This is a genomic window from Bacteroides intestinalis (genome assembly GCF_003464595.1).
Taxonomy (GTDB): domain Bacteria; phylum Bacteroidota; class Bacteroidia; order Bacteroidales; family Bacteroidaceae; genus Bacteroides; species Bacteroides intestinalis_A.
On sequence record NZ_QRZF01000003.1, the window covers coordinates 475014 to 501243 of the forward strand.

At 43.5% G+C, this 26230-nt stretch carries 17 protein-coding genes; 5 read left to right on the plus strand and 12 right to left on the minus strand.

Features of this window, described 5'->3' with window-relative positions:
- Positions 1-18 precede the first annotated feature (18 nt).
- Positions 19-3381, minus strand: coding sequence for a family 43 glycosylhydrolase (locus DWW10_RS06505; RefSeq protein WP_029427569.1), 3363 nt, complete (start codon positions 3379-3381; stop codon positions 19-21).
- 233 nt (positions 3382-3614) lie between these two features.
- Between DWW10_RS06505 and DWW10_RS06510 the strand changes: the two genes are divergently transcribed.
- Entirely contained in the window at positions 3615-7508 is a 3894-nt protein-coding gene (locus tag DWW10_RS06510) for a hypothetical protein (protein ID WP_182021360.1), read from the plus strand.
- Between the two features lie 81 nt (positions 7509-7589).
- Here DWW10_RS06510 and DWW10_RS26365 read toward each other — a convergent pair whose 3' ends face one another.
- Positions 7590-7871 (minus strand): hypothetical protein, encoded by a 282-nt coding sequence (locus tag DWW10_RS26365; protein ID WP_022393582.1) that lies wholly within the window; start codon positions 7869-7871, stop codon positions 7590-7592.
- Positions 7872-8927: 1056 nt separating this feature from the next.
- On the opposite strand from DWW10_RS26365, the gene DWW10_RS06520 reads away from it, so the two are divergent.
- Both DWW10_RS06520 and DWW10_RS06525 read left to right on the plus strand, forming a co-directional pair.
- Positions 8928-10274, plus strand: coding sequence for an ATP-binding protein (locus DWW10_RS06520; RefSeq protein ID WP_022393584.1), 1347 nt, complete (start codon positions 8928-8930; stop codon positions 10272-10274).
- Between the two features lie 98 nt (positions 10275-10372).
- On the plus strand, positions 10373-11713 hold the full coding sequence (locus DWW10_RS06525; RefSeq protein WP_007212172.1) for an ATP-binding protein: 1341 nt from the start codon (positions 10373-10375) through the stop codon (positions 11711-11713).
- Positions 11714-11752: 39 nt separating this feature from the next.
- Here the strand turns inward: DWW10_RS06525 and DWW10_RS06530 are convergent, their stop codons facing one another.
- From DWW10_RS06530 to DWW10_RS06545, 4 genes are all read right to left on the minus strand, one after another.
- Positions 11753-12019, minus strand: a complete 267-nt coding sequence (locus tag DWW10_RS06530; RefSeq protein ID WP_007212173.1) for a DUF3791 domain-containing protein — start codon at positions 12017-12019, stop codon at positions 11753-11755.
- Positions 12016-12531 carry a DUF3990 domain-containing protein gene (locus DWW10_RS06535; protein ID WP_022393585.1) on the minus strand — a complete coding sequence of 172 codons (516 nt, stop codon included), beginning with the start codon at positions 12529-12531 and terminating at the stop codon, positions 12016-12018. The genes DWW10_RS06530 and DWW10_RS06535 overlap by 4 nt, the downstream gene beginning before the upstream one ends.
- Positions 12525-12791: a DUF3791 domain-containing protein gene (locus tag DWW10_RS06540; RefSeq protein ID WP_007212175.1), complete on the minus strand. Its 267-nt coding sequence runs from the start codon at positions 12789-12791 to the stop codon at positions 12525-12527. The genes DWW10_RS06535 and DWW10_RS06540 overlap by 7 nt, the downstream gene beginning before the upstream one ends.
- A gap of 293 nt (positions 12792-13084) precedes the next feature.
- On the minus strand, positions 13085-13708 hold the full coding sequence (locus DWW10_RS06545) for an HU family DNA-binding protein (protein WP_022393587.1): 624 nt from the start codon (positions 13706-13708) through the stop codon (positions 13085-13087).
- Between the two features lie 444 nt (positions 13709-14152).
- Here DWW10_RS06545 and DWW10_RS06550 point away from each other — a divergent pair, with 444 nt between their 5' ends.
- A complete protein-coding gene (locus tag DWW10_RS06550) occupies positions 14153-16246 on the plus strand; it encodes a BT4734/BF3469 family protein (protein WP_022393588.1) in 2094 nt (697 codons plus the stop codon).
- Between the two features lie 313 nt (positions 16247-16559).
- Positions 16560-16895 (plus strand): Spy/CpxP family protein refolding chaperone, encoded by a 336-nt coding sequence (locus DWW10_RS06555; protein WP_022393589.1) that lies wholly within the window; start codon positions 16560-16562, stop codon positions 16893-16895.
- 51 nt (positions 16896-16946) lie between these two features.
- On the opposite strand, the gene DWW10_RS06560 is transcribed toward DWW10_RS06555, so the two are convergent.
- From DWW10_RS06560 to DWW10_RS06585, 6 genes are all read right to left on the minus strand, one after another.
- Complete coding sequence (locus tag DWW10_RS06560) at positions 16947-18377, minus strand: glycosyl hydrolase family 28 protein (protein WP_029327969.1); 1431 nt, start codon at positions 18375-18377, stop codon at positions 16947-16949.
- 92 nt (positions 18378-18469) lie between these two features.
- Entirely contained in the window at positions 18470-18847 is a 378-nt protein-coding gene (locus DWW10_RS06565) for a hypothetical protein (protein WP_007212180.1), read from the minus strand.
- A gap of 30 nt (positions 18848-18877) precedes the next feature.
- Complete coding sequence (locus DWW10_RS06570) at positions 18878-20908, minus strand: RagB/SusD family nutrient uptake outer membrane protein (RefSeq protein WP_007212181.1); 2031 nt, start codon at positions 20906-20908, stop codon at positions 18878-18880.
- Between the two features lie 25 nt (positions 20909-20933).
- On the minus strand, positions 20934-24257 hold the full coding sequence (locus DWW10_RS06575; protein WP_022393590.1) for a SusC/RagA family TonB-linked outer membrane protein: 3324 nt from the start codon (positions 24255-24257) through the stop codon (positions 20934-20936).
- A 31-nt stretch (positions 24258-24288) separates the two neighbouring features.
- Complete coding sequence (locus DWW10_RS06580; protein WP_007212183.1) at positions 24289-25530, minus strand: DUF4959 domain-containing protein; 1242 nt, start codon at positions 25528-25530, stop codon at positions 24289-24291.
- A gap of 41 nt (positions 25531-25571) precedes the next feature.
- The gene (locus DWW10_RS06585; RefSeq protein WP_007212184.1) at positions 25572-26087 is read right to left on the minus strand and encodes a sigma-70 family RNA polymerase sigma factor; all 516 of its coding nucleotides are present in this window, start codon (positions 26085-26087) and stop codon (positions 25572-25574) included.
- Positions 26088-26230 lie beyond the last annotated feature (143 nt).

The following is a 26230-nucleotide window of genomic DNA, read 5'->3' on the forward strand; positions in this document are numbered from 1 at the left end:
TATTGGGGGGGTGAATTATTACAATGTAGGGGTTATTCTTTTTATCTTGCCATCCTCATCAAATTCCATTTTATCAATGCACACTTCTCTGTGGAACCCGGCTTTTCTGCCCATTGTTACGGCATCCGGAAACTTGAATCGATGGTAAACAATCCGCCATTCATCTTTACCCGGCAATTGCATAACTGAATGATGTCCGGTAGCAAAGATTCCCTGATCCGGTTTCTTGCAAAGGATAACCTGGCTTTCGGACGGCTCAATAGGTCCGACCGGAGATTTGGAACGTACATAACGCACTTCATAATCCACACTTCTCGTGTCGTTTTTCGACCATGTGAAATAGTAATACCCATCTCTATAGAATACATGAGCGGCCTCGCTGTAATAAGTGTCGTTCTTTATCAACAACCGTGTTGTATTGGGTTTTACGGATATCATATCATCATTCAGTTCACATACAGCCATGTAATAATTTCCCCAGTACAGATAAGTCTTGCCACTGACAGGATCGGTAAAGACATCCGGGTCTATATTCTGTCCTCTGGTCATACCCTTGGGGCGTTCTTTATCAATCAGAGGTTTTCCGGAATCTACAAAAGGTCCGGTCGGATGATCGGCGATTGCTACTCCGATTTGTTGCTCGGCTGTATAATAGTAATAATATTTGTAACTGCCGTCCTCCTGTTTCTTTTCAATGATACAGGGAGCCCATGCATTCTTTTGGGCCCATGATACATTCTTCAGATCAAGGATAACTCCTTCTTCTTTCCAGTTTAGAAGGTCATCGGAAGAAAAAGCCTTGAATAGCGTACTGCCCCAGTTCAGTATCCCGTCGGTAGTCGGATAGATATAATATTTTCCGGTTTTCTTCGAATACATCACTTCCGGATCTGCATAGAATCCCGGAAATACCGGATTTTTCTTTATGGATGCCGTAGAGACATATTTCCTTTTGTTCTGTTTCCAGTACTCCTCTAATCTTTCCACTTCCTCTGCTGTCAAATGGATGACTGCACCATGCTTGGGCGATGTAAAGTTAGTCGTTTCCATCACCCCTTCATTGAAACGTCCCAGATTTTTAAAGTTAACAAAGTCTGAAGTCTCGATGAAAGCGAAGTTGTGCGGATTGACGCTGTACACATCATACATCAGTACCCATTTGTCTTCTCCGATACGCTTCCAAACATTGGGAGCTTCACAGGCTTTGGGCTCTAAATCATACCAACGGGGATCGAATGTATAATCGCCGTTAGCTATATTCGAAACCGCATGCTTTATACCTGCTTCTCCGTCATGGGCTACGTAAAATAAGTGATATTGATCACCTATTTTCGTGATGTCTCCATCAATTGCCGAAACTTTTTCGTTGGGATATTCAAATAAAGTCCGTGGCAATGTCTCAATGGTGTCGAATTCATCATTCACATATACATAGTATAGTTTATTCGGTTCGTTCCTGAAGCGCATTGTGAAATAAATCATCAGTTTTCCTTTCTTCTCGTCAAAAGTTATTTCGGGCGCCCAGGCACAACCTATTTCACTAAGTCCTGCCGACATCTGGTCGAAGCATATGTTTGTACGTTTCCAGTTTATCAGGTCCCATGACTTCATCAATACCAGTCCGCGGTTATTTCCCCAGCCGTACTTTCCGTCCCGTTCCCATTGGGTTTCCCGGTAGCCGTCCCTTTGGGCAAAGACATGTAAGTCCGTCATAGCCATGTAGAAAGCTCCATCCGGTCCACGATAAATATGTGGGTCACGAATCCCCCTTTGATAGGCAATCGTATCTCCGGCAATTACGGGTTCACCATCATTCAAGGCGGTGAAGTTATATCCGTCATGGCTCACAGCCATATATAGACCATGTGTCTCGTCTTTATGGAAAACCATCAGATACGCACTCATATCTTTTTCTTCCGGAATGGCATTCCTGTAGCGGAATTTCCTGAATCCCGCATTTCCTTTGCCGGCGGAAAGCAATCCGATGCGCAACGCATAGAAGCCTTTATAATTGTTATGATGCAGTTGGGAGACATCTATATTCTCGGCTAAAGTGTTCCATTCTTTACCGTCTTTGCTGACCATAACCCGCATGATGTTTCCCTGATTTTGAATTTTGGCAAAGAAGCGTTTGCCTATCTTGTTGGGAAGTCCGAAGCTCTTTTCTGCATTTTGATGGATGGTAAAGCTTTTTCCGTCAGAGGTGATTCCGGCGTAAGCTTTTTCATTGTAATAGAGAATCAGACCGGCTGTATTTCCATTTCCTGTGTTTACCTCCACCTGTGTTTCATAATTCTTGTCTTCAACGGTAGCCAGCAGAAGGCGGGCATCGGCGGGAGTTTTTCCTTTAGCATTCATCCACAGTGTTTGCTGTTTGAATTTCAGGGATTGGGGAGCATATTCTTTCCAGAATGTCCATTGCAGTCCGAGATCCGGCCCATTGAAATCGTCAGATAATTCTAAACCATGTTTGATTTTCTGTTTGGGAGTGATCGGGGTAGCTGTCGACTTGGTGCGATACCAGCCATCCTGTGTCCATTCAATTGGTTCGATAAGCGTGGAACGTCCCAGAGTGTGATACCCTTTTGCATACGCATGATATACAATCCACCAGTTACCGTTTACATCGTCAATCAGTGTACCGTGTCCCTTCGACCACCAGTTATCCGTTGCACTGTAAGTATGTATCACCGGATTATAAGGAGAATTTTCCCACGGCCCTGTGACATTTTTCGAACGGGCGGAGACCACCATGTGGCTAGTTGCTGGACCTGCTGTTCCTCCTTGGGCGGAAGTCATGTAATAGTAGCCGTTCCGATAATTCAGTTTGGGCGATTCCAGACACATACATTCCGTATCCCATCCTTTTGGGTATATCCAACCCTCGTATACTTGTTTTTTTTCTCCGATGGTGCCCAATCCGTCATTTGTAAGCTGAATCACTTCTCCTTCGTTCACATATAAGTAGCGGTTTCCGTTCTCATCGACAATGTGCCCTGGATCTATGCCATGTACTTTCAGGTCGGTCGGTTTGCTCCACGGACCTTTGATGTCATTGGCCCAGATCACCCAGTTGGTACCTCCTGCGGGATAATAAATGTAGTATTTCCCTTTATATTTCAACAGATCGGGAGCCATGGCAGAACCCTCGTATTCCGGCATTACCCGACATACGGGTTCCCAGTTCATTAAATCCCGAGAGTGCCAGATCAGGAATCCCGGTGCATAATAAAAGGGTGAATGAGTCATGTAATAATCTTCCCCATCGCGCATGATGGAGGGGTCAGGATAATCGCCCGGCAAGATTGCTTTTGGATATTCCTGTGCATCCGTCCGGGTTATCAACAAGGTCAGAAAAACAAAGAATAAAAGTTGTTTCATGATATTTATATTTATGTTACGTTTGAATCCGGAGTTACCTTACGCTTATTTTGCGCTCCTTATTTTGTTAATACGAATAAGAATAAATTGCACTCATTCCAATTTGAAATTATGCCGCTATAATTCGTTTTACCTGAAGGAAAGTGTATCTTTGATACTATAAATGTGGGTAGGAGGATGAGTGTTATGCTTATTTTGTTCGTACTACATTGAAAACATCCATGATAAATACTATGATGAAAAAGATATTATTGATAGTGGCATATAGCCTGATTGTTTTATATGTATCTGCCCAAAGCACATTGCCCGAAAGATATGTACCGTATATTGTAGATGCAATTTATACATCGGACGATCATGTTCGAACCAGTGGAAAAGGAGAATCTCTCACTTACCGGATGAAAACGGATACCGTTCCGCAATTGTTAGTTGTGCAGTATTCCGGTGAGAATAAGCCCGGAAAAGGGGAGAATTTCTTATTTAATATATCTGTCAATGGTACCCTCTTGTATACTGAAGGGCTCAATCGTAACCGGCACGGACTATTTGAAGTGGTATATCCCATTCCGGCGGAAGCATTGAAGAACGGAAATTCTGCACTTGTCCGCTTTGAAGCGTATGATCAGTCGGCATCTATAGGCGAGATTTATGCAGTTGCCATTGTCCGCCAAAAGCTGAAAACCGGTTTATTTGCTGATAAACAGAATTGGCAAGGGCTTACAAACGATTGGACTTGTGCTTCCGACGACACTTTTATCTATACGGAGCCTGATGGCCCCCAACATCCATATACTGACAATTCCGTGATCGACCTGATGTCTTATTATGGTCTTGAACTTAATCTGAAGTTATCCGGCACAAACGATATACCCGTTGAAATACTTGTTTCAAGTAATGCCCTGAAGTTCGGAGAACCGGAGAAAATAGACAATCCGTTTGATACCCGTAAAATCCGGTTAACCTTACAAAATCAAAAGAATGGTGCCGGCAGATTATTTATTCCTTTTTCTGTCTTTGATACTCCGAAAGCCTCACAGAGCACTATACGGCGGATTAAATCCATTGCTGTTCGTCTTTTCGGAAAGCATGGCGGTAAAGTGAAATTACTTTCTACCCGTCTGATAGAAGGAAACTCGGTGAAAGTAGTAGCCGACTCTTATTCCAAATCGGGAGAAGCCGGAGAAACAGTTGTCTATCCGGTATGGATTACTAATTGTGAATCAAAATCACAAACAGTTTCTTTTTCTATCCCTAAATATGGTTGGGAAGCTTTTCCGGTTACAGTAGAACCGGCACAAATAGAGTTGGCACCGGGTGAGAAACGGAAAGTGGAATTACAGGTGGTGGTACCGCCGGGTATTCCCGCCGGAGGCCGTGAAAAGCAGGTACTACAGATTTTACCTTCTGCCAATCCTGCTGCTGTGCAGACATCAACGTTTACCACTTTGCGCAGTATGCCGCATCCGTTTACAATCCATACGATGGAAGGATGGGAAGAAGTTCGCGCGAAAGCGGAAAAATATGACTGGGCTATGGAGCGCAAAAAACGTTATGTGCAGGATGCAGAACGTTGGGGAGTGCCTTCACGTCCTCCTTATGCTGCTAACAGTGACGGTATTCCTTATTTATGTGCGACCACTCATGAGTACGGTCTGATGAATAATGCCATTGCATGGCAGTTGACGCGTAAAACGGAATTTGCCCATAAGGTAAAGCAATTCCTGCTGATGATCAGTGATTATCAGACCGGTTTCCCGCTAACCCGGAAAGCTTCCAACCAGGCAAGTGTACAGGAAGGGCACTTCTTTCAGCATCTGGCGCAGGCTTATGATCTGATTATGGATGCCAATATCATGAACAAACAGGAAAAGGCTCAGATAGAATATACTTTCCGGCTTTATATCGACCAATATCTGCGCTACAAATCAACGGGCGGAGCTAACTGGGCGGTTTCCCAACTGACGGGAGTCTTTTTCTGCGCTTTAGCCATACAGGATTTCAACCTGGTGGACGAAGTGCTTTACGCACCTTCCTGCCTGATGGATAAGTTCCGCACTTATACAATGCCCGATGGATGGTGGTATGAGTGCACGGTCAGCTATAATCTTTGGGTCGCGAGCGAATATATACAAATAGGGTTGGCATTGAATCCTTTCGGATATTCCCTGCTGACGGAGAAATTCCCCGTTGATTATAACCTCACTCCAGAGTATGAGAAAGTCGGGGCCAATGAACGTGAAGAGAGCCGTAATCTTCATCATGGACACAGTTCCCGTATTCGCGGCCCCATTCACCAACCTTATGTCACTATCAAAATGATGTCGGATGCCCTTTTGCCTTTCCTCGATTATCGGGGCTGGATATTCGGAATCAATGACGCCACTGAACGTGAAGTGGGTGGCGACAGTTTTGAGATGGCGTACTATGCTTTCCGTGATCCGCGCTATGCTGCTTTCATACGGATGTCTCCCGGGCGGAATGATTTGATCTATGGTGTACCCGAGTTGCCCGAGGTGGAGCCGGGAGATGTCCGGGGAGCTTATGCTGACAATGCAGGAGCATTAATGTTGCGTTCCACCCAGCAGGAGCCGCGCGAAAAGATACAGGCTGTTTTGAAATATGGAACACACGGTGGTTATCACGGACATTTTGATCGTACTGCCATGCTTTCACTGATGCGTTATGGGCGTAGTTTCTACAATCCGGAGATGGTGTGGTATAGCTATGCTCCTTATATGTATAATTTCTATGTACAGAGCAGTATCTCCAAAAACATGGTTACTGTTGATTTGAAGCAACAGGAAACAGATGACAGTAAGCGTAGCCTGTTCTATACAGGTGATTTATTTCAGGCCGGTTGTGTGGAAGGAATTGCCGCATGGAGTTATCCAGCTTATGGCGGACTGCGGCACAGTATGCGTGGACCGAGGGATTTCAAAGAGAAAACAGAGTGGGAAGCCCGTTATTTCCCCGTACCCGAAAAGCATCCCGGATTCGGAGTGCTGACAGGATTTACCGAACCTGTCTTTCAACGCAGACTGATGGTTGTGACGGACGATTATGTAGTTCTTGCAGATTATGACAAAAGTACAGAGAACAAGCAACATCGTTTCGATCTTCTTTTCCAGATAAAAGGCTTGTTAGGATTGTCCGCCGATAAGAAAGAGTTCATTTCCCATCAGGCACAATTGGATACCGATGCCCTGAGTGCCGCACCGTTAGTAACTGATATCAATCAATATTCCGTAACCGGAACTCTGAAAGCCAGTTTCCTGACCAAATTCGGTCCCGAAGCTGATAACCGGGGAACACGTATGTACGGTGAGTCGGGTAATCTCTACATGGATATTTATAATGCTTGGCCTAATATCCAACGGATTGCTTATACCGGACGTGCTCCCGAAGATCACGGAACGCAGCGCAACCTGAAGTACATGGTAGAGGGAGATGGTAAACTACTTGCCGAAGGCAGCTTCGGTGCCTGGATTCTGGGTGAAGGAAAGGTGGATGTGGATATTACGGGTATCCGGAAATTAACACTGTCTTCCGCCACTCAACATGCCAACCGCTCTAAAACTCTGTTCTGGGCAGAAGCTGTCTTGGAAACGAAAGACGGTAAACAAATCCGTCTTGCTGATCTTCCGGTTGTCAAGAACAACGTACAGGATAATCCTTTTGGGAATACTAAAGACTATGCCGATGGTCGTATCAATATCAGTGGAGAGAACTACAGTTGGGGGCTTCCTGCCGAACCTGTGAATGCAGGTTTTGAAACGCCTGCCCAATATACCTTTGATCTGGATGGACTTCAGGCTATCCGCCTGAAAACAGTTATCGGCGGAGATTATCCTCTGGGTGATGAGGCTGAAAGGCGTATTACTTTCGGGGTACGTATGGACGCTGCTCAGGTCCGTTATCTGACTGTCATAGAGCCCTTTGAGAAAGAGAATAGTGTACATTCTGTATTTGCTCCTTCGGCGGACGAGCTGATTGTGATACTGAAAGACGGCAGGGAACAACGGCTTTACTTTTCAGGAATGGAAGAGGAGGGAGGTGCACCTACTGTAAGGATGGAGGAATGGAAAGAAGGGGTACTGTTGCGTAAAGAACGTACAGGCTGTAATTGAAAAAAAAGAATACGGAGCTCATCGCGGGCTCCGTATTCACGAGATGAAAAGGATTGGAAAAAACGGGTATGTATATATTGGTTAGATGAGGGTCTTATTCTTTTTTATGATAAAGAAGTGATAAAGAAAAGGCCAAATTCCCCCTTTCCCGGATATCTTATTCTCATAATCTTTCATCATTTTCTCATGAATTTCAAGGATTTCATGTGTATAATTCATCATTTTCTCTAAGTTCTCTCCCAGTTCTGTTTCCCGTCGGGCGTGCTTATGAATTTCCTCTAATAAATCATCGTTGACTTTTTCCAGACGGGCTTTTTCTTGATAAAGCCAATTCAAATGCTCTTTTCGCACTCGTTCCATCATGGTATCATCAGGATAAGATTTTAGTGAATTAAATTCGAGAGCTTTGTCAAGTTCGTCAGTATCTATCAGTGGGTCATTGTCTTCATAAGGTTCTGTGCCTATAGAAGAGCATGTCAGATAACGTAACCTAATCCATTCCCGGATTTGCTCTTTCGGTATGCCGTATTTCTCAGCTACTGACTTTGTAGATAATCAATTAGCCATATAGTGTTTGATTATAAGTTTAAAATCATTCCCTATACGGCTATAATGGCTTTATTATAAAGGTACGGGGGCATTACTCTATCCCTAAGGTCAGGTATGTAGCGCACCCTTAACGCAGGAAGAATAAGCCCGTACCAATAACTGATACAGGCTACGCTCATCCGGTCGTTAGATACAAATCGCTACATTTTAACCTAACCGAAGGAGGACATGATATATGTTAAAATATCATCATGTCAAATAGTTCAGTTGCAAAGATACGCCTTTTTTCACATTTAACAACGAAATCATGGATTTGTTTCTCCATTTTGCGTAACTTTTTATTCAGTAACGCTTAAAAAATAACTTGGTACATAAGCAAGTGCGGCGAGTAAGTGCATAAATGATAATTTATTAGTGATTAATGTTTAGTGATAAGTGATTAGTGCCATGCGGAATAATTGCGTAGCCCACTAATCATTTATCACTAAACATTAATCACTACGAAGCTCCGCTTCGATAAATTATCATTTATGTACCAACTTATTTTTTAAGCGTTACTTTGTCTTTTGAGTTTTTTTGCGATTTATCGGTAACTTCGTATCGCGCTCAATGACATCGAAAGGAATTTCGCTCTGCTTGATGGCAAAAAGTGACTTGATAACATCTTTTCTCATAGCCTTTCCTTTTATTTAGGACAAAAAATGAAAATCTTTCCTGAATGAAAGGAAATACTCGATGTTTTTTTTGTTTTCTTGGAAAAACGGCATAAAAGCGTCTATTTTCCTTGGATAAGTGGCGTAATTGTACTAATTTCGTCTTGGAAAAACGGCAAGCGGGTGCTTTTGTCGTTTAGGATAAACTGTAGAAGCCATGCTGAAAAGAAAGATTGACCATTACATTAAGCGTTATTATGAGACCACTCGTAATGCTTTGCTGATTACCGGCGCGCGTCAAATCGGTAAAACTTATTCTATCCGGCAATTTGGAAAGTCGTTCAAGAGTTTTGTTGAGATAAATTTTATAGATAATCCTGAAGCTGTAGACGTTTTCAAAGGTGCAAAGGGTAGTGCGGATATACTATTTCGTCTGTCGGCCATGACTACAATTCCACTGATTAAAGGTGAAACACTCATATTTTTCGATGAGGTACAGAAGTGTCCTGAGATGGTTACAGCCATCAAATTCTTAGTAGATGAGGGTTCGTATCGTTATATTTTGAGTGGATCATTGCTTGGTGTAGAGCTGAAGGATTTGCGTTCGGAACCTGTGGGATATATGGGAATCAAAGATATGTATCCCCTCGATTTCGAGGAGTTTATTTCGTGTGTGGGCATTAATGATAAAATAATCGACTCTCTGCGTAATGCTTGGGAAAGTCGCGTGGCAGTGGATGAGTTTGTCCACTCTAAAATCATGGAATTGTTCCGCTTGTATCTGGTTGTGGGCGGTATGCCTGCTGCCGTGAGCAAATATATCGAGAGTAATAATTTGCAAGCAGTAATGGCTGTGCAGCAGGATATCATTCGTTTGTATAAGCGTGACATTGCTCAATATGATCCTGATAACAAACTTTATATAGAAGAGATTTTTAATCTCATTCCGCCTGAACTCGATGCCAAGAATAAACGGTTTATCTTGAAAAAGCTCAACGAGAATGCCAAGTTTGAACGTTATCAGAACAGTTTTCTTTGGTTGAAAAATGCGGGTGTTGCATTATCTGTTTATAATGTGGAAGAACCTAAGATACCCTTATTGCTTGCTCGCTCACGCAATCTGTTCAAACTTTTTCAGAACGATATAGGTTTGCTCGCCGCTCAATACGCCGAAGGTATTCAGTTGCGAATTATCAGGGGGGAGAAGAATATTAATTTTGGTTCCGTATACGAGAATGCGGTTGCTCAGGAATTGGTGGCGCATGGTATAGATCCCTATTATTATAACAATAAGAAGCGAGGCGAACTGGACTTTGTCATCGAACTTGATGGTAAAGTATTACCCATCGAGGTGAAGTCGGGAAAGGATTATGAGGTGCATCGTGCTCTGTCTAATATCATGGATTGTAAAGAGTATGATCTTTCCGAGGCTGTAGTGTTCTGTAATGATAATCTGCGAGTGGAGGGCAAATTAGTGTATGCTCCCGTTTACATGGTGATGTTCCTTGAAAAGAATAATGTGGCGCCAACTTATTACAAGGTCGATTTGTCGATGTTACAATAACCTCATTTTTCCTTTGGTTTTGATCTAAAATAACCCTGTTTTTCCTTTGGCTTTAGACTTTATTCAGTACTTTTGTATTGAATATTAAATGTTTGTCTATGTTTCAACGATTAGCTCTTACAGCCCTTCATCGGTGGGGCGAAAAGGAAGGACGGAAACCTTTGGTTTTGAGAGGTGCGAGGCAAGTGGGAAAAACTACGTTAGTGAAGCTCTTTGCCCGAGAGTTTGATGTCTTTATTGAATTAAATCTGGAAGAGAAGGAAAATGCGCGCCTGTTTGCCGGGGAAGTATCGTTTGATGATTTGCTGGCAGGTATCTATGCCAAGGCAGGTGTCAGGATGGAAAATAAACGAACTCTTATCTTTATTGATGAGATTCAAAATGAACCGGAAGCGGTCAGGTCTTTACGCTATTTTTATGAGAAACGTCCTGATCTTCATGTGATAGCCGCCGGGTCATTGTTGGAGAGTCTGGTGGGGAACCATATTTCTTTCCCTGTAGGGCGTGTGGAATATATGGCTTTGCATCCATGTACCTTTACCGAATTTCTGGGTGCATTGGGCGAAAACGTTTTAGTGGAACAAATAGAACGATTGACGGTTCCACAGTCGGTGCATAGCTATGTGATGGACTTATTCAGGAAATATATGATTGTGGGCGGATTACCCGAAGCGGTGGCGAACTATGCGAAGTACAAGGATTGGGTAAGGCTGAATGATATTTTTAATTCGTTGATAGCTGGTTATAAAGATGATATTGAAAAGTATGCAAAAAAGAACAAAGAACAAGATATACTCCGTTACATCTTAAATTACGGTTGGGGATTGGCGGGACAACGCTTTCAGTTTGCCAAATTCGCAGGTTCTTCCTACAAGTCGTCCGAGATGGGGGATGCCTTTAGGATTTTGGAGAAAACGCTTTTACTGGAACTTGTTTATCCTTTAATTTCCACCTCGTTTCCTATTCTTCCGGATTTAAAGAGAAGTCCTAAGCTGTTGTGGTTAGATACGGGATTGGTCAATTATGTGGCGGAAATGCAGGAACGCCTATTGTTCACTTCTGCAACAGACGAACTGTGGAATGGAGACATAGCCGAACAAGTGGTGGGGCAAGAATTGTTGGGGGCATCTGTTACATTTGGTACTAAACGAATGTTTTGGGTACGCGATGCCCGTAATTCGCAGGCGGAGGTTGATTTCGTTTATAAGTTCAAGTCCCGTTTATTACCGATAGAAGTGAAAACGGGAGATAATTCCCGATTGCGCTCTCTGCATCAATTTATGGAAGAGTCGAAAGAGAATATTGCCATACGTTTGTGGAACGGAACGTTTTGCTCGGATGAAATACGGTTACCTTCCGGGAAACAATATACGTTGTATAACCTTCCATTTTATTATGCAGGGCAGTTTGAAAGTTTCCTGAATGATAAAGTGGAGTAGGAGTTGAAATTTTAATAATTATTCTCAAAAGACTGCTTTTCATCCTTGCTTCCGTTGCAGCTCTATCATCACTTCATCTACCACGTAGAGGTCGCCCATAAGATATAAGCCGGAAGTTTCGTCATGCAGGTGTTCGCAAGTGTCACTTTCATAGAAGATGTCGAAAGCACGTTCCGGTTCTATATTGAGACGCTTTGCCAGTAGTACGGAAATCCGTCCTATACGATTCCATAGAATAATGTCTCGTACGGTGATATCATCATTTATTGAGGGTTCTTGCTTTGGAGTATTAGGGATGTTGTTCATGGTTGGCCTCCTTTCTGGCGAGCTTCGTTGTTGAGGAATTCGCAGCCTATATAATGCAGGCATTCGTCCGTGAGGGACTGGTTGAGCAGACATATTTGATTATTAGGTTGATGCTGTGCCAGTCGTCCGATGGCAGTATTGATATCCATAAGTCCGAGCATATAGAGCTGCACAGTATCTACCACACGGTTGTCCGCTACTCCCCCTTCTATGTAATCGTATTCTTGCCATAAGGACTCCCCTGAACGGCATCCTACAATGAAGTCAAGCCATTGTCGGTCGTAGGCTTCGAAGCGTAGGCAGCGATAAGTCGCATGGATACGATCAGTGTCCAGCTCGTAGATGTTGAGCCATTGTGGTAGGTGGGCGTTGACAGGGCGTACAGCCCAACTAACAGCTTGCTCCCGTAAGTTAGTAACATAAAATCCTCGCCCGAAATCAAGATTAGAACGTCCGGCGTTACAAAGAGGCTGACTGACGGGGCATGTGGCTCCGTGATAGACGGTTAGCATGGTTTGTTTTCTTTTGGTTCGATACCTTGTTGCGCCTCAAGACGTTGAACTGCCTTCACAATGTCCTGTGTGACGTATTCACGACTTTGTGTATGTAGCGGATCCAACTGATGGGCTATCTGTTGGATCAGTCCTATACGCTTCATTCGCTGGTACATTTCCCGGGCTGTACATCCCAGCCGCTTAGCGGCACATTCTACGCAGAGGGCGGCAAAGGCGAGGCGACTTTCGGTTTCGGTGAATTCAAAATTTCGTTCCATACGTATATTTCCCTTTCTGTTCTAAAACAACAGCAAAGATAGTACGGTAGAAAGCGAAAGCCAAGTATTTAAGCAAGTTATTCTGCATTTATTGCAAAAAAGTTCAGCCCATTCATATAAGAGTAAAAGCTTCAATAGTAATTGAGAGGTTGGCAATGAAAAGATTTTCGATAGTTGTCAGCACTCCAGCACTAAGACAGCTAATGTGCAATAAAACAAATGGTTGTCTTGTGATGACAACCATTGTTACCAGTGCTGACAAACTGTTTATCAGCACTGTTTTTCCGACATATTTACGCATTTTCTGATTTAATCTCCTGGGATTCACCACGTACATACACTTTATGCGAACCACGCCCAATTGTGCTCAAATATCCCTTTTCCACAAGCAAATTGAGGTCATTCAGCGCTTTATTCTTCAAAAGTCCTGTGATACTGCTGTAATCTTTGCGTGTAATGAAGGGATGCGTCTCCAAAAACACCAGTAAACGGCGGTAACGCTCGGCACCGCCAAGCTCCGCACTCTTACGAAAACCATATTTGGCACGCTCCACAAAACCGGCGCACCGCTTGCGGAAATCGGGCGATACGCGGAAATGCACTTTGCCGAAAAAGATAGTCTGCGCGTGGATCTCTTTCGGGTCCATCACCGGACGCCCCTTCAGGCCCGCCGAGAAGTATCCCATATTCCCCAACTGAACATGATGTCCTTCGGATAAATAAAACGATACCCGATCCTCTATTGCTGCCAACAAACCATTGATGTCACCGGGACTGAAACTGGACATTCGGGAAATGTCACTAACCAAACGCTCTGTGTCAATCGTACCTTTATTCACGATGCGTGGATACAAAGGTTGCAATTCGCCGTCACCCTTCGGGTTAGGTCGTCTTTGGAAATCATACTGTGCTGCCATTGTTTTTTGTTTCTGTTTAAAGGGTTAATACTGTTCTTCCCAAGTGATTGAAAGCTACAACAAGGCAGAAAAATGTGCAGATAGTCTGTCGTTTTTGTACTTTTGGCTTAGGATAAATGTTCTTATGCTTAGTCTAAAACTTCGTCTTGCAATTGCGGGTTGTCCGGTGGGCAGTTGCAGGCTGTTCAGTTCCCATATCGAAACCGTCGGGTCCGCAATTGCAGGATGAAATTTTAGACTAAGCAAAGATACGAAATAAATAAGGTAAAAGCAAGTATTCTCTTAAGTATTCGTTAATTTTTCTCATGCATTTAGGAGGGTAATCTTTAAGGATGAATAGAATAACAAAAGGCATTTATAATTTGTTTGCAGCGTATATTATGCGTACCTTGCAGCCGCTAAGGAACAACCCTTATTGCTCAATTATTTCAAAAACATATACTGATGAAAATAACTCTTATCAGAGAAAGCCGGGAGAGTGGAAAAGAAACCCTCAGCACCTGCGAAGCTGACGCATGGATAGACCGGATAAAAACAGAAACCAAAGAGGAACACGTCACAAGATTGCGCTCTATGCTCCTTTATACGAATCCTGACAGCGGAGGATACTACGAACACATTGACAAGTTGCCGCGCATTTATCCCTCCGTGGAATTCGGAAGAAGCAGAAACAACGGGCGAAAACTGAAACACTACAACGGCATAGTGATGTTGGAGGTAAACCATCTGGCCGGATTGTCCGAAGTGGAGCTGGTGAAACGGCAGGCGGCTTTGTTACCACAAACCTGGGCAGCTTTTGCCGGAAGTAGCGGACGAAGTGTGAAAATCTGGGTGAAATTCGCCCTGCCGGACGGGAATTTGCCGGTGAAAGTAGAAAATATGGAATCTTTTCACGCACATGCCTACCGCATGGCCGTGCAATGTTACCAGCCCATATTGCCGTTTCCCCTCACGCTGCGAGAGCCTTCTATGACACAAAGCTGCCGCATGACAGTGGATGCATATCCCTACTTCAACCGGCAAGCCATCCCTTTCTGCCTTGAACAGCCCTTCGGTATGCCCGGTGAAGAGACTTTCCGGCAACGCCAATTGACGGAAAAGAACCCATTGTTAAGACTGAAACCGGGTTACGAAACCTCGCAGACCTTCACATTATTATTTGAAACAACCCTCAGCAAAGCACTGAATGAAATGGAAGAATGGAAACGAGGCGATGACTTGCAGCAACTGCTGGTGTGTCTGGCAGAACATTGCTTCAAGGCAGGCATACCGGAGGAAGAGACTGTACGCCAAGTCATGATACACTATTTCAAGCAGGCGGACGAACAAACCGTGCGGACAACTGTCCACAACCTCTATCAGGAGTGTAAGGGGTTCGGCAAAAAGAAATCTCTGACACCGGAACAGGCTATCGCCTTCCAACTGAACGAATTTATGGAACGCAGATACGAATTCCGCTTCAACGCTTTGACGAACGACCTGGAATACCGGCAACGGGACTCCATTCATTTTTATTTCAAACCCGTAGACCAACGCGTAAAAAACAGCATAGCCATGGATGCCCTGCAAGAAGGTATCCGTGTGTGGGACAGGGATGTGAACAGGTATTTATCCTCTAATCGCGTACCGCTTTATAATCCGGTGGAAGACTATCTCTGCAACCTGAGCCGTTGGGACGGAAAAGACCGCATTCGCGCGCTGGCCGACCTTGTGCCCTGCAACAATCCTCATTGGAGGGAACTTTTCTACCGTTGGTTCCTGAATATGGTGGCTCATTGGAGGGGGCTCGATAAGTTGCATTCCAACAGTACATCTCCCCTATTGGTAGGTGCGCAGGGTTTTCGGAAATCCACCTATTGCCGCATCATTCTTCCACCCGAACTCCGTTTCGGCTACACCGACAGCCTGGACTTCAAAAGCAAACGGGATGCAGAACTATACTTAGGGCGCTTTATGCTGATCAACATCGATGAATTCGACCAGGTCAGTATCAATCAGCAGGGATTTCTGAAGCATTTATTGCAAAAGCCTGTTGCCAACCTGCGCAAACCGTATGGCAGCAGCATACAGGAAATGCGGCGATATGCCTCGTTCATCGGGACAAGCAATCAGAAAGACTTGCTGACCGATCCGAGCGGCAGCCGCCGTTTCATCTGTATAGAAGTGACGGCACCGATTGATACAAACGTAACCATCAACTACCGCCAACTCTATGCACAGGCGATGGAAGCCATCGTAAAGGGCGAACGTTATTGGTTTGATGATGCCGATGAAGCTATTTTGCGTGAAGCGAACCGGGAATTCGAGCAAATGAGTCCGGTTGAGCAGTTATTCCATTGTTATTTTCGTTCACCGGAGAAGGGAGAAGAAGGCGAATACTTGTCCCCCATGCAAATATTGGAACATCTACGGAGTAAGAGTAGGGATATAAAGCTGACAGCTAGCAATGTAAATCACTTCGGAAGAATATTACGAAAGAACAACCTGGAATATAAGCGAACTTGCAAGGGTATTGTATATCGGGTGGAAAAGTTATAATAATTTATTTTTTAGTGTGACGACAAACGGTTTGTCGTCACTTATCACAACGGTTGCCATTATACGGCAATCGTTTCTGTTTCAATAGAATAAATGGAGTTGTGCTGAAGTGCTGACAAACTATGCAAACTTATTATTGAAAAACCTGAGGGAGCCACAGGGCTTGATAATTCCTCCCTTCCTTTTTCATCGATAAAAAGCTTCTGTTAGTCGATTTTTCTATTTATGGATTAAACTATATCCCGGGAATATTGTCATAGATACGTGTTTCATAAATAAAATGGAATTAACTCACTTTTAAATGAATAGAATTATGAAGAAGCAAATTTTAAGTTTGGCCCTTGCCCTGTTTCTGGGAACGGCTGTGGGTATGGCACAGGAAAACAGAGGCGAACGTCCTGATCCGTCAAAACGCATCGAACAGATGGTAACTGATCTGGGACTGAATGAAACTCAGGCTAAAGAGTTTAAGGCAGTAATGGAGGAGATGAGACCAAACAGAGATGCTTCGGGCGAAAGACCTTCACGCGAGGAAATGGAGAAGAAGCGTAATGAGGCAGATGCGAAACTCAAAAAGATTCTGACGGACGAACAGTATAAAAAGTATCAGAACATGAGGCCTCAGAGAGGACAGAGAAGAGGGAAATAATCTTCTATAAGATATTCTTCATCCGCAGATGACGCGGATGAAGAATATAGGTTATTTACTGAATGTAACCTCTTCTGTATGCTCACCCACAAAGATACGTGCCATATCTCCAGTTTTATACCATTTAGGTTTCTCGGGCATATCATCGTAAATCACTTCACCGTTTATCGTCAGGTTTTCGAAACGAATGTTTTTCACTTTCCGTTCTTTGTCATAGCCGATAATCATGGAGACTTCCGCATCCTTTCCCGTATAAGAAATGTCTTTGAACAGGATATTCTCAATGCCTCTGCCGGGTGCCTTGCAATATTTTTCGTTGAAGAAGATACGGAGATTGACCAGTTGTCCTTGTCTGAAGTCTTCTATCCGGATATTTTCAAAGCGTACGTTCCGTATCAGGTTGTTGTCTCCGGCGTTGATGGCAAGACAGCCCTGATAATCCAGTTGCTTTTCTTTATGATCCAATATATCTATATTGATATAATTCAGGTTTTCCAGAATCTCAGGATTTTCCACATTTCCATGGATACCGATGAAGATGGGGTGAGCTACATCTGCCCAGAGAGTAGAGTTCTGCATAGTGATGTTTTTGCAACCACCGGTAAAGCCCATACGGGTGCCGTAGACCGTAGTGCAATCGTCCGAATTACGACAGAATACGCCATCGAACAATATATTGTTACTGGCAAAAACATTCAGTCCGTCGCCCCAGCCATAGGAACTGATAACTTTTAAATTGCGTATCGTTATGCTGTCCGAGCCTCCGGTGGGACATTGCGTTGTGATCAGACCTTCTACCAATACATTTTTGGAATGGACGATACGAATTCCCGCCCAGCGTTCCGGAAGGACCAGCCCTCTGCCCAGTATCTTCACATCTTGTGCATCGACCACTTGAATACGCCCTTTTATGACTGCTCCCCCTGCCACGTAAACGGTTTTTCCGGATGGAACATTCAGAGTGTCACCGGGTAAATGGTGCACTCCCGGTCCAAAGTAAATCAGATTACGGTCTTTAAGTTTTCTGGGTTTGTTTTCGTCTATCGGATTGGCAAAAAGATGGAGATTGTGGAAGATATCTCCATTGACTTCTACCGATAGATTGCGTGGACGATTCAACTTAAAGGTCATGGTATTGTTGGTTATTGTAGGAGTGATTCCATAGGAGAGAGGACGTACTCTGCCACTTTGAATCGCTCCGTGATTGAAAGTAACTGATACCTCGACCTCACCTGAAAAGTCGAAATAACTCATTGAAGCTCTTTCTACATGATGTTTGATATTCCGCACTTCATCTACTTTGACAAGGTATGTGTCAACCGGTTTCCAGTCTTTTCCTGTTTCCCGTACTTTCACTGTGAAATCATTCATTAAATCAGCCCCCTCCGGTGCCGGATAGGTGACTAACCGGTTCTGCGAGTTTGCATAGTGGATGGTGCTTAATAAAACACCTGTGATAACTATAAATTTGCTCAGTTTCATTTTTATGGTATTCTCAGTGAGATTAGCTCTTATGGTAATAGCCTGCAATATACATTTTAAAATGTAATATTGCAGGCTGATGATTTTTTATCTTATTTTTTACTGATGCTGGTCAACAGAATCATATAATGCTTTTTACTTGCATCCGTATCGGCAGGACGATAATCGGTAATCTGTCCGATACCGGCAAATACAACATCTGTTACGTCTCCCAAGGCTTTAACCTTTGCCGCATCTTCTTCGCGGTCAACAATAAATACGCATGGAGTTATTCCCCATTCGGTGGCTGCGCCTTCCACGTATTCGGTCAAGACGTAATAGGTACCGTCATAAGTGACTTTAGCTGTACGTTTCGCAACTTGTACGAATTCATCTGCTGTGATATTAGGTTCGCCGGCTTCGTCATCACTGCATGCTGTAAACAGTAATGGTAGCAACAACATTCCAAGAATAAATTTTATAGTTTTCATTGTTCAATACATTTTAGTTATTATTCATATTTACCATCCCGGATTTTGTTTCAATTGCGGATTCAAACGAATCTGTACCAAAGGAATGGGAGACAGATAATCGCGCTGGCTGAAAAGCAGGTTGCCTGCCAGTGTAGCAATGGAACGTCCATAGTCGGGATCATTGGGGCCGCTTCCTTGATAGATGCCGTAGAGCAACGGATATTTTTCAGGATAATAACAGGGTTCGCCAAAGTAAGTGGCATCATTTGCTTTTTCTGTTTCGTAAGCCGTGCCAAGAATATGACGACCCAATTTCTGGCCTCTGAGGTTGATGTGTGCAATACCCCAGCGCTTCAGATCGTCAGAACGGAAACCTTCGCCAAAGAGCTCACAGGCACGTTCGCGACGAATTTCATCGAGCATATTCATCTTTTTGCAGATTGTTTTTCCCGTAGCGTGATCAAACCAGCCGGCATCCCATACATTGGCGATCAAGGCATTGGTGAGTGGAGCTACGCGGGCACGGGCACGGTTCTTATTAATGGATTTATTCAGATCCTCATCGGAAATGGTTCCGCCGTTCAATTCGCAAGTTGCTTCCGCATAAATCAAGTGCACTTCGGCCAGACGGATGAGCGGATAATCGGCAGATTCGGTATTTTGTGGTCTGTTGGCACCTTCGATCAGGAACTTACGGCTACCGTATGTGGCGGCTGTGGCATTTGTACGAAGAGTAGGCTTGAATATTCCGCAAGGACTGCCATATGCAGGATCTGAACCATCATACACTTCGTTATTTTTCGGGAACAGTGCTTCCGGATAAGGATTTCCGGTTTGCGTCAATTGGCGGCCATCTTCCGGACGACTGCTCCAGATGGTACGGTCAGGTATGGACATACAGCAACTGATGAAACGGTAGTCGCGATTGCGGAACTCACCTACAAATGTATCATAGCCGGCGAATTCAGGATTGTTTTGAGCATCGGACATATTGCCTGTATAGCTGATACGGATAGGTAGTCCGTTGCGGCATGGGAAAGACTCACCGAACGAAGCACTGATGTCCGTAGCCTGCCAGGTGATAACCGTATGAGATAAGTTAATACCTATGCGTGCTAAATTGTAGTCAAACTTCTGACTAAAAATGAATTCTTTATTTGTACTTTTACCTTTTCCCTTGAAGTTGGGAATGTTGCCATCTCCGTCGTCAATATTGAATAAATAGAAATAACTCAAAGAGTCGCATTCATTCCAAAGTTGGAAAGTACCGGATTCGGCTTCTTTAATTACTTCACCGGACAGTCGTTTGGCTTCGGTCAACATCTTCTCTATTGAGTAATATCCTTCGGGTTTTGCTGTACCGGCACCTACGTTACTGCCGTCTCCGTCTAAATCATAGTCGATGCTGGGAACATATTTCTCCCAGGTGGCTTCATAAAGTAATACTCTTGCCAGAAATGCTTGTGCGGCTTCCTGACTAACTTTGCCTTTGGCATTTTCTGCAATGGTGCTTTCTTTAGGCAGCATCGGGATAGCTTTCTCCAGATCGGAAATTATGAAGTGGGCTACTTCATAACGACTCTTGCGAGGACCGAATAATACATTTCCGTCTGTTACATCCAATACACGGTCTACAATAGGTACGCCACCGAACACTCTTAGCAGATAGAAGTGCTGCCATGCGCGGAAGAAATAGGCAGTACCTACAGACTGGGCAATGCCGCTGGGATCTCCTGAGTATTCTTCAGCTTTCTGCAAGAGGATATTGCAGGTGCGGATATGTCCATAAGGTTTGTCCCATTGGAAATTGCTTTCAGGTGCCGAGCCGCCTCCGTTAGAACCTAATCCTGAAATATCGAGCCCACGGTCCATGTTGCCGTAATTGGCTTTATTCTCATAGTTTTTCCATCCCTCTGTATTATAGAGTGCATTGGCGGCCTGTTCAAATTGCTGGGGAGTTTTGAAAACAATAGCTTCTGTTCCCTTATCCAGTGGCTCTTTATCAAGAAAATCACTGCATGAAGCTAATGGAAGTGCCATTGCGGACACTAATAGTATATTCTTTATTATCGTTTTCATATTCTGTAATTATATAAGTTTGTTTTTAGAATGTAACGTCTATACCGAAAGTCAGCAAGCGGCTGAATGGGAATGTCGTATTACCTCCTTCACCATTTTCCGGGTCATAACCATCTTTGATTTTTGTCCATTCCCACAAGTCATCACCAGAGAAGTAGACTCTTAGTTTGTTGAGGCCGGCTTTGGCAATCCATTGCTTAGGCAGTGAGTAACCTACAACGAGAGATTTCAAACGTATATATCTGTTTTTCTGTACACTGGCATCAATGTTATTATAGTTGAACTTGTTGAAGTTTTGATTACGGGACAGGATCGGATATTCAGCATTCGTATGATCGGGTGCCCATGTTTTCCCCATGAATGTATAATTCTGTCTTACGTAGTTTACGACAAACGGTGCATACACACTTCCACCTCTTAAAATAACCTGTTTGCCAACTCCCTGGAAGAAAGCGGAAACATCAATACCTTTCCATTCTAAACCGGCTTTAAATCCGAATGTCAGACGCGGAGATGTTTCACCTGCATAGTAAATGTCTTTGTTTGTAATGGCACCGTCACCATCCAAATCTACGTACCTGCGAGCTCCCGGGCGAAGACGTTCCAGATTGGTTTCTGACGGAGCCGGAAGAATATTACCGGCTTTAGGACCTGTATGATCTGCATTCCAATAAAACATTTCATAAAATGCATCCACTTCTTCCTGAGTCTGGAAAAGACCGTCTGTCTGATAAACATAAATCGCATTCAACGGTTTGCCGACTAAACGTTTTGAGTTATAACCTGGCTGAGGTATTTCTTCATTATTGGGCAATGTGAGGAGTTTTGTCCAGGCGTCGGAAAGAGAACCGCCGATATTGTATTTCACTTGCCCGATCTGGTCATTCCAATTCAAGGCTATTTCCCAACCTTTGGCACGTAATTTTCCGTCATTCAACTTCGGTGCTCCGGCACCCAGCACTGCCGGATAGGATGTTGTGATAAACATACCGTCATTGGTCTTTATAAAATATTCCATTGTAGCTCTCAGCCGGTTGTTGAGGACTGCTACGTCCATACCGATATTATGGCTGTTTAGAGTTTCCCAGGTACGGTCGGCAGAACGCATACCATCTACCCAAAGTGAAGTATGCTGTGTAGGGGTGATTCCGAAAAGAGCTGTTCCCGTCTTGATTTCTGAGAAACGTTCGTAATTGCTGATTCCTTCTACACTGCCTGTTTTACCGTAGTTATAACGGACTTTTAAATCGCTCAGCCAAGGAATATCTTTCAGGAAGTTCTCACGTGAGAGTCTCCAGAATCCGGAAACAGAATAGAAATTCTGCCAACGCTGTGATTTGTCCAGTTTGGAAGAACCGTCCCGGCGCCCTAATACTTCGACTGAATATTTGTCATCATAGATATAGTTCAGACGTCCCATATAGGATACGAATCCCCAGGAACCCTGTCCGCCTTCTGCTGTGTTATTGTCGCCTGTAATCCACACATTTAAGTCCGTTAAACCGGAGCCCGGATACATGGGCCCCATGTTGCGTGCAGCAACTACTTTCTTGGATGTTTCTTGTTCAGCAGTCATACCGATCATGGCGGAAATACTGTGTATATTTGCAAATGTCCGTTCATAATTGGCAAAGCCACCCAAAGTAACATTTTCCCATTTTTCGACGCTTTCGTTTAACGAACCCGGACCGTTTTTGCTACCGTTTACCGTACCGATCCAATCATAATAGGTTACCTCATTCTTTACCTCTGTCTTATTCCTTTGTGCCAACTTGTAGTTGCCGGATGCTACCAGGGATAATCCTTTTACCCATTTCGACAAATCAAGTGTGATCTTCATGTCTCCACGGAAGGTAGTCAGTGAATTGTCGATACGACCACCATACAGAAGACCTCCGATCGGATTACGGCTACCACTGAATGTATCATAAGGATCACCATTCATATTGAGTATAGGCCAGAGCCAAGGGTCCATCCAGCCGGTACCTACATCGGTAGAGGGGGTGGAAATATCACGCTTTTCATAAGCCATGCTCGTGGAGAATTTTAACAGTTCATTGGCTTGGTAATCAGCATTCAGGCGTGCACTATATTTCTTTTCGCCATCGTCCGCCACTTTTAGTTGTGACTGGCTGTCTGAAAAACCCAATGAAGCGTAATAATTGAATTTGTCATCTGCTCCGGAAATTGTTACCGTATGTTTATGCGAAGTGGCCTGACCATACAGGTAATCTTCCATATAAACATTGGGATCCCAGCGTTTGATTTTACTTCCATCCGCTATTGTAACCACTTTTCCTGCTCTGAGTGCATCAAACAGGTTTGAACCACCATACGACATGATTGCACCTGTATTAGGATCGATAATCGTCGGATCATCTTCCCACTTGCCTGTTTCCGGATTCCAGGCAGTAGCTTTTCCACCACCAAGAATCCAATAATTTACATTTTGATAGGTCTGGCGTGGATCTAGCATTCCCGGAGTACCGTAATTGGCATCCCAGTATTGTGCTTCAAAGAACATGTCCAGCCATTGTCTGTTATCGGTGAGGGGAGGCTGAATACCATTTGTAGTACGGCTGATAGAACCGCTATAAGCTATTTGCGCCTTACCTTTCTTACCGCGTTTAGTCGTTACCAGCACGACTCCTGCCGCTGAACGGGCACCGTAGATAGCAGCGGAAGCATCTTTCAGAACGGAGATATTCTCAATGTCATTAGGGTTCATAGCATTCAGTTCGTCCAAAGAACCGGACATACCATCAATGATGATCAGCGGACTGGAGTTACCGTTGATGGATATATCACCACGTATTTTCATGGCTGCATTTTCACTACCTGGACGGCTGGAAGTACGGGTGATCACCAAACCCGGAACTTCACCCTGCAAGGCAACTGTAGCATTGGAGATACCTTTGTTGGCAAACGCTTCTTCACCTTTAATCTGGGTAATAGCGGAGGTTAATGATGCCTTTTTCTGTGTTCCATAACCCACGACCACTACTTCGTCCAATAATTCAGAATCTTCCTGTAGTGTGACATTGATAGTAGTTTTATTTGTTATAGGAATTTCCTGAGTTTTGTAGCCGACGAAGGAAACAACCAATGTGCCTTTGGCATTATTTAAAATGAAATTACCGTCTATATCGGTTATTACACCATTCGTTGTACCTTTTATGGTAACGTTTGCACCAATAACAGGCTCTCCGGTGTTATCAATGACTGTACCACGTATGGTCCGTCCGTCTTGTTGTACTTCCTGCGTAATTTGTACGGCTGCATTGATATTATCTGTGAGAGATAACGTCGTCAGGCATAGAGCTGCCGCAAATATAAATTTCTTTCTCATATCATAAAATTTAATGTTTTCAGTATTAGATTTATTTTTCCGGGCTGAACACATTCACCTCGGAAATCATCACGAAATTGCTTGAACCTTTATCACTTTCAGCAAAAGAAACTTTGACATAACGGGCTGTAGCAGGTGATGGGAAACGGAATAATTGAGGGGTATCTGTATTCGGATCAAATGAATAATGTCCTTGTTCTTCCCAACCCCAGCTGTCCGGTTTATTTTTATCTACAGCTGCTGCATTGGAACAAGTGTAGAAAGTTTGTCCCTTATGAGTTCCGTTGTTTCCAAGACGTCTTCTGATGTCCATATGACTGATCTGGTAATCCTTTCCCATGTCAATAATAAAGAAGTGCGGATAAGCTGATGACGTTTTCCATGCAGTGTGCCAGAAAGTGGCGGGATCATTATCAAGCATGGTTATTACACGTCCGTTAACGGCGCCTTCACCTACCGTTTCTTGCGAACTATAACCAATTGTGCCATCGTTGGAGGAATCATTGTAATCAGGAAATTTCCAATCTGCTTTGGGTAATTTCTCCATAGTGCCTACCGCTACTTCGAAGGGGAACACTTCGGAAGCATTCTCTTCCGCATCTTGTGTAGTGACATTGATAACACAATCTTCACCCGAGAAGTAATTCACTGTTTCGTAAGTAAGAGGTACAAAACGTTTCTCCTTACTGCCGGCAGCAGCCAAAATTTTGGTACTTCCGGTTTTCGAAGGTGTACTTTTCGAATAATAGTCGAGCACTACATAAACCGGAGCTACTGATTCGTTATTCCAGCTTACGTTTACCCCTCCCGGTTGAGTTTCGATTTCTACGGTTTCGGCCACTACGGCAAAAGCAGGTGTATCAGGTTCGGCTGTTACTTCTACAGCACCTTTGTTGTTACCTTTGACGGAGCAGGAAAAGATGGAGAATGTAACCGGATCTGTATTGGCAAAACCACTGACTGTTGCTTTGGCAACCCCATTGTCTGCATTTTCCTTAGAAATGAGCTGGTATTTTTTCTCACCTTTCGAAGTTGTGTATTCTATTTTAGTATACATAAAACTTTCATTAGTAGGATTGGTCCATGTCAGGTACACTTCACCGGGGCCGGCTTCTGTTTTCACATTTGTAACTTTCTCCGGAGCTGCATTGTTAACTGAAATTCTACCTTCCACATCATCTCCACAGGAGCTGAATATGGCAGATAAAGAGAATAAAATCACCGTAGAGAAAAGGGCTTTCCTTAACGGAAACTTTAGAAAATCTTTCTTCATAAACTATAAATTTAAAATTAACACTATTGTATATTATCTAATTAGATACATTGCTTGATGAATTCGCGTATCTCTCTGCGGCTGACGAATAGGTGATTCTCGACCGTACGGGGGGAAATGCTTAATTCAGTGGATATTTCGGAGATTGACTTTTCATCAAAACGACTCATTACATATATTTTTTTGCGTTGAGCGGTGAGAGTTTCCAATTTATGTCTCTCCAGAAGGGATAGTTCTTTGGCGATTACATGGCTTTCCGTTTCGTTCGTATAAGTAACTGCATGATCGTACAGATAAGAAGTAATTTCTTGTTTCTTATAGTAGCGGCGCAGATAATCGGTTAGTAAATTACGGGCTATCGTGAAAATGAAGAATTTCACAGTATCCGGACGAAGCATTTGTTTATAGTCAATAAGACGCAGAAATACATCCTGAGATAAGTCCTTTGCTGTTTCCCAATTATTAATCCTATAATTAATATAAGAACATACCGAATTATAATGTTCTTTGTAGGAACTGGTGATGAGGCAGGGCGATGTTACTTTTATGTCTTCCATGCTTTCGATTTTTGGTTTCACATTTTTCTGTTTATAGTATTTCTTTTGTCAAGAAGTACAATGCAAAAATAGATAACTGTAAACAGAGTAAAAACTAAAAAAACATGGAATCTGTATCAAACTTATGGAAGATACTATTTGAA

Bases quoted from the DNA above. Each gene is read 5' to 3' on its own strand.
- DWW10_RS06565 (WP_007212180.1), bottom strand. From the start codon at position 18,847: ATGAAAACTATAAAATTTATTCTTGGAATGTTGTTGCTACCATTACTG.
- DWW10_RS06550 (WP_022393588.1), top strand. From the start codon at position 14,153: ATGAAAATAACTCTTATCAGAGAAAGCCGGGAGAGTGGAAAAGAAACC.
- DWW10_RS06560 (WP_029327969.1), bottom strand. From the start codon at position 18,377: ATGAAACTGAGCAAATTTATAGTTATCACAGGTGTTTTATTAAGCACC.
- DWW10_RS06545 (WP_022393587.1), bottom strand. From the start codon at position 13,708: ATGGCAGCACAGTATGATTTCCAAAGACGACCTAACCCGAAGGGTGAC.
- DWW10_RS06580 (WP_007212183.1), bottom strand. From the start codon at position 25,530: ATGAAGAAAGATTTTCTAAAGTTTCCGTTAAGGAAAGCCCTTTTCTCT.
- DWW10_RS06555 (WP_022393589.1), top strand. From the start codon at position 16,560: ATGAAGAAGCAAATTTTAAGTTTGGCCCTTGCCCTGTTTCTGGGAACG.
- DWW10_RS06505 (WP_029427569.1), bottom strand. From the start codon at position 3,381: ATGAAACAACTTTTATTCTTTGTTTTTCTGACCTTGTTGATAACCCGG.
- DWW10_RS06530 (WP_007212173.1), bottom strand. From the start codon at position 12,019: ATGAACAACATCCCTAATACTCCAAAGCAAGAACCCTCAATAAATGAT.
- DWW10_RS06540 (WP_007212175.1), bottom strand. From the start codon at position 12,791: ATGGAACGAAATTTTGAATTCACCGAAACCGAAAGTCGCCTCGCCTTT.
- DWW10_RS06570 (WP_007212181.1), bottom strand. From the start codon at position 20,908: ATGAAAACGATAATAAAGAATATACTATTAGTGTCCGCAATGGCACTT.
- DWW10_RS06520 (WP_022393584.1), top strand. From the start codon at position 8,928: ATGCTGAAAAGAAAGATTGACCATTACATTAAGCGTTATTATGAGACC.
- DWW10_RS06535 (WP_022393585.1), bottom strand. From the start codon at position 12,531: ATGCTAACCGTCTATCACGGAGCCACATGCCCCGTCAGTCAGCCTCTT.
- DWW10_RS06585 (WP_007212184.1), bottom strand. From the start codon at position 26,087: ATGGAAGACATAAAAGTAACATCGCCCTGCCTCATCACCAGTTCCTAC.
- DWW10_RS06575 (WP_022393590.1), bottom strand. From the start codon at position 24,257: ATGAGAAAGAAATTTATATTTGCGGCAGCTCTATGCCTGACGACGTTA.
- DWW10_RS26365 (WP_022393582.1), bottom strand. From the start codon at position 7,871: ATGATGGAACGAGTGCGAAAAGAGCATTTGAATTGGCTTTATCAAGAA.
- DWW10_RS06510 (WP_182021360.1), top strand. From the start codon at position 3,615: ATGATGAAAAAGATATTATTGATAGTGGCATATAGCCTGATTGTTTTA.
- DWW10_RS06525 (WP_007212172.1), top strand. From the start codon at position 10,373: ATGTTTCAACGATTAGCTCTTACAGCCCTTCATCGGTGGGGCGAAAAG.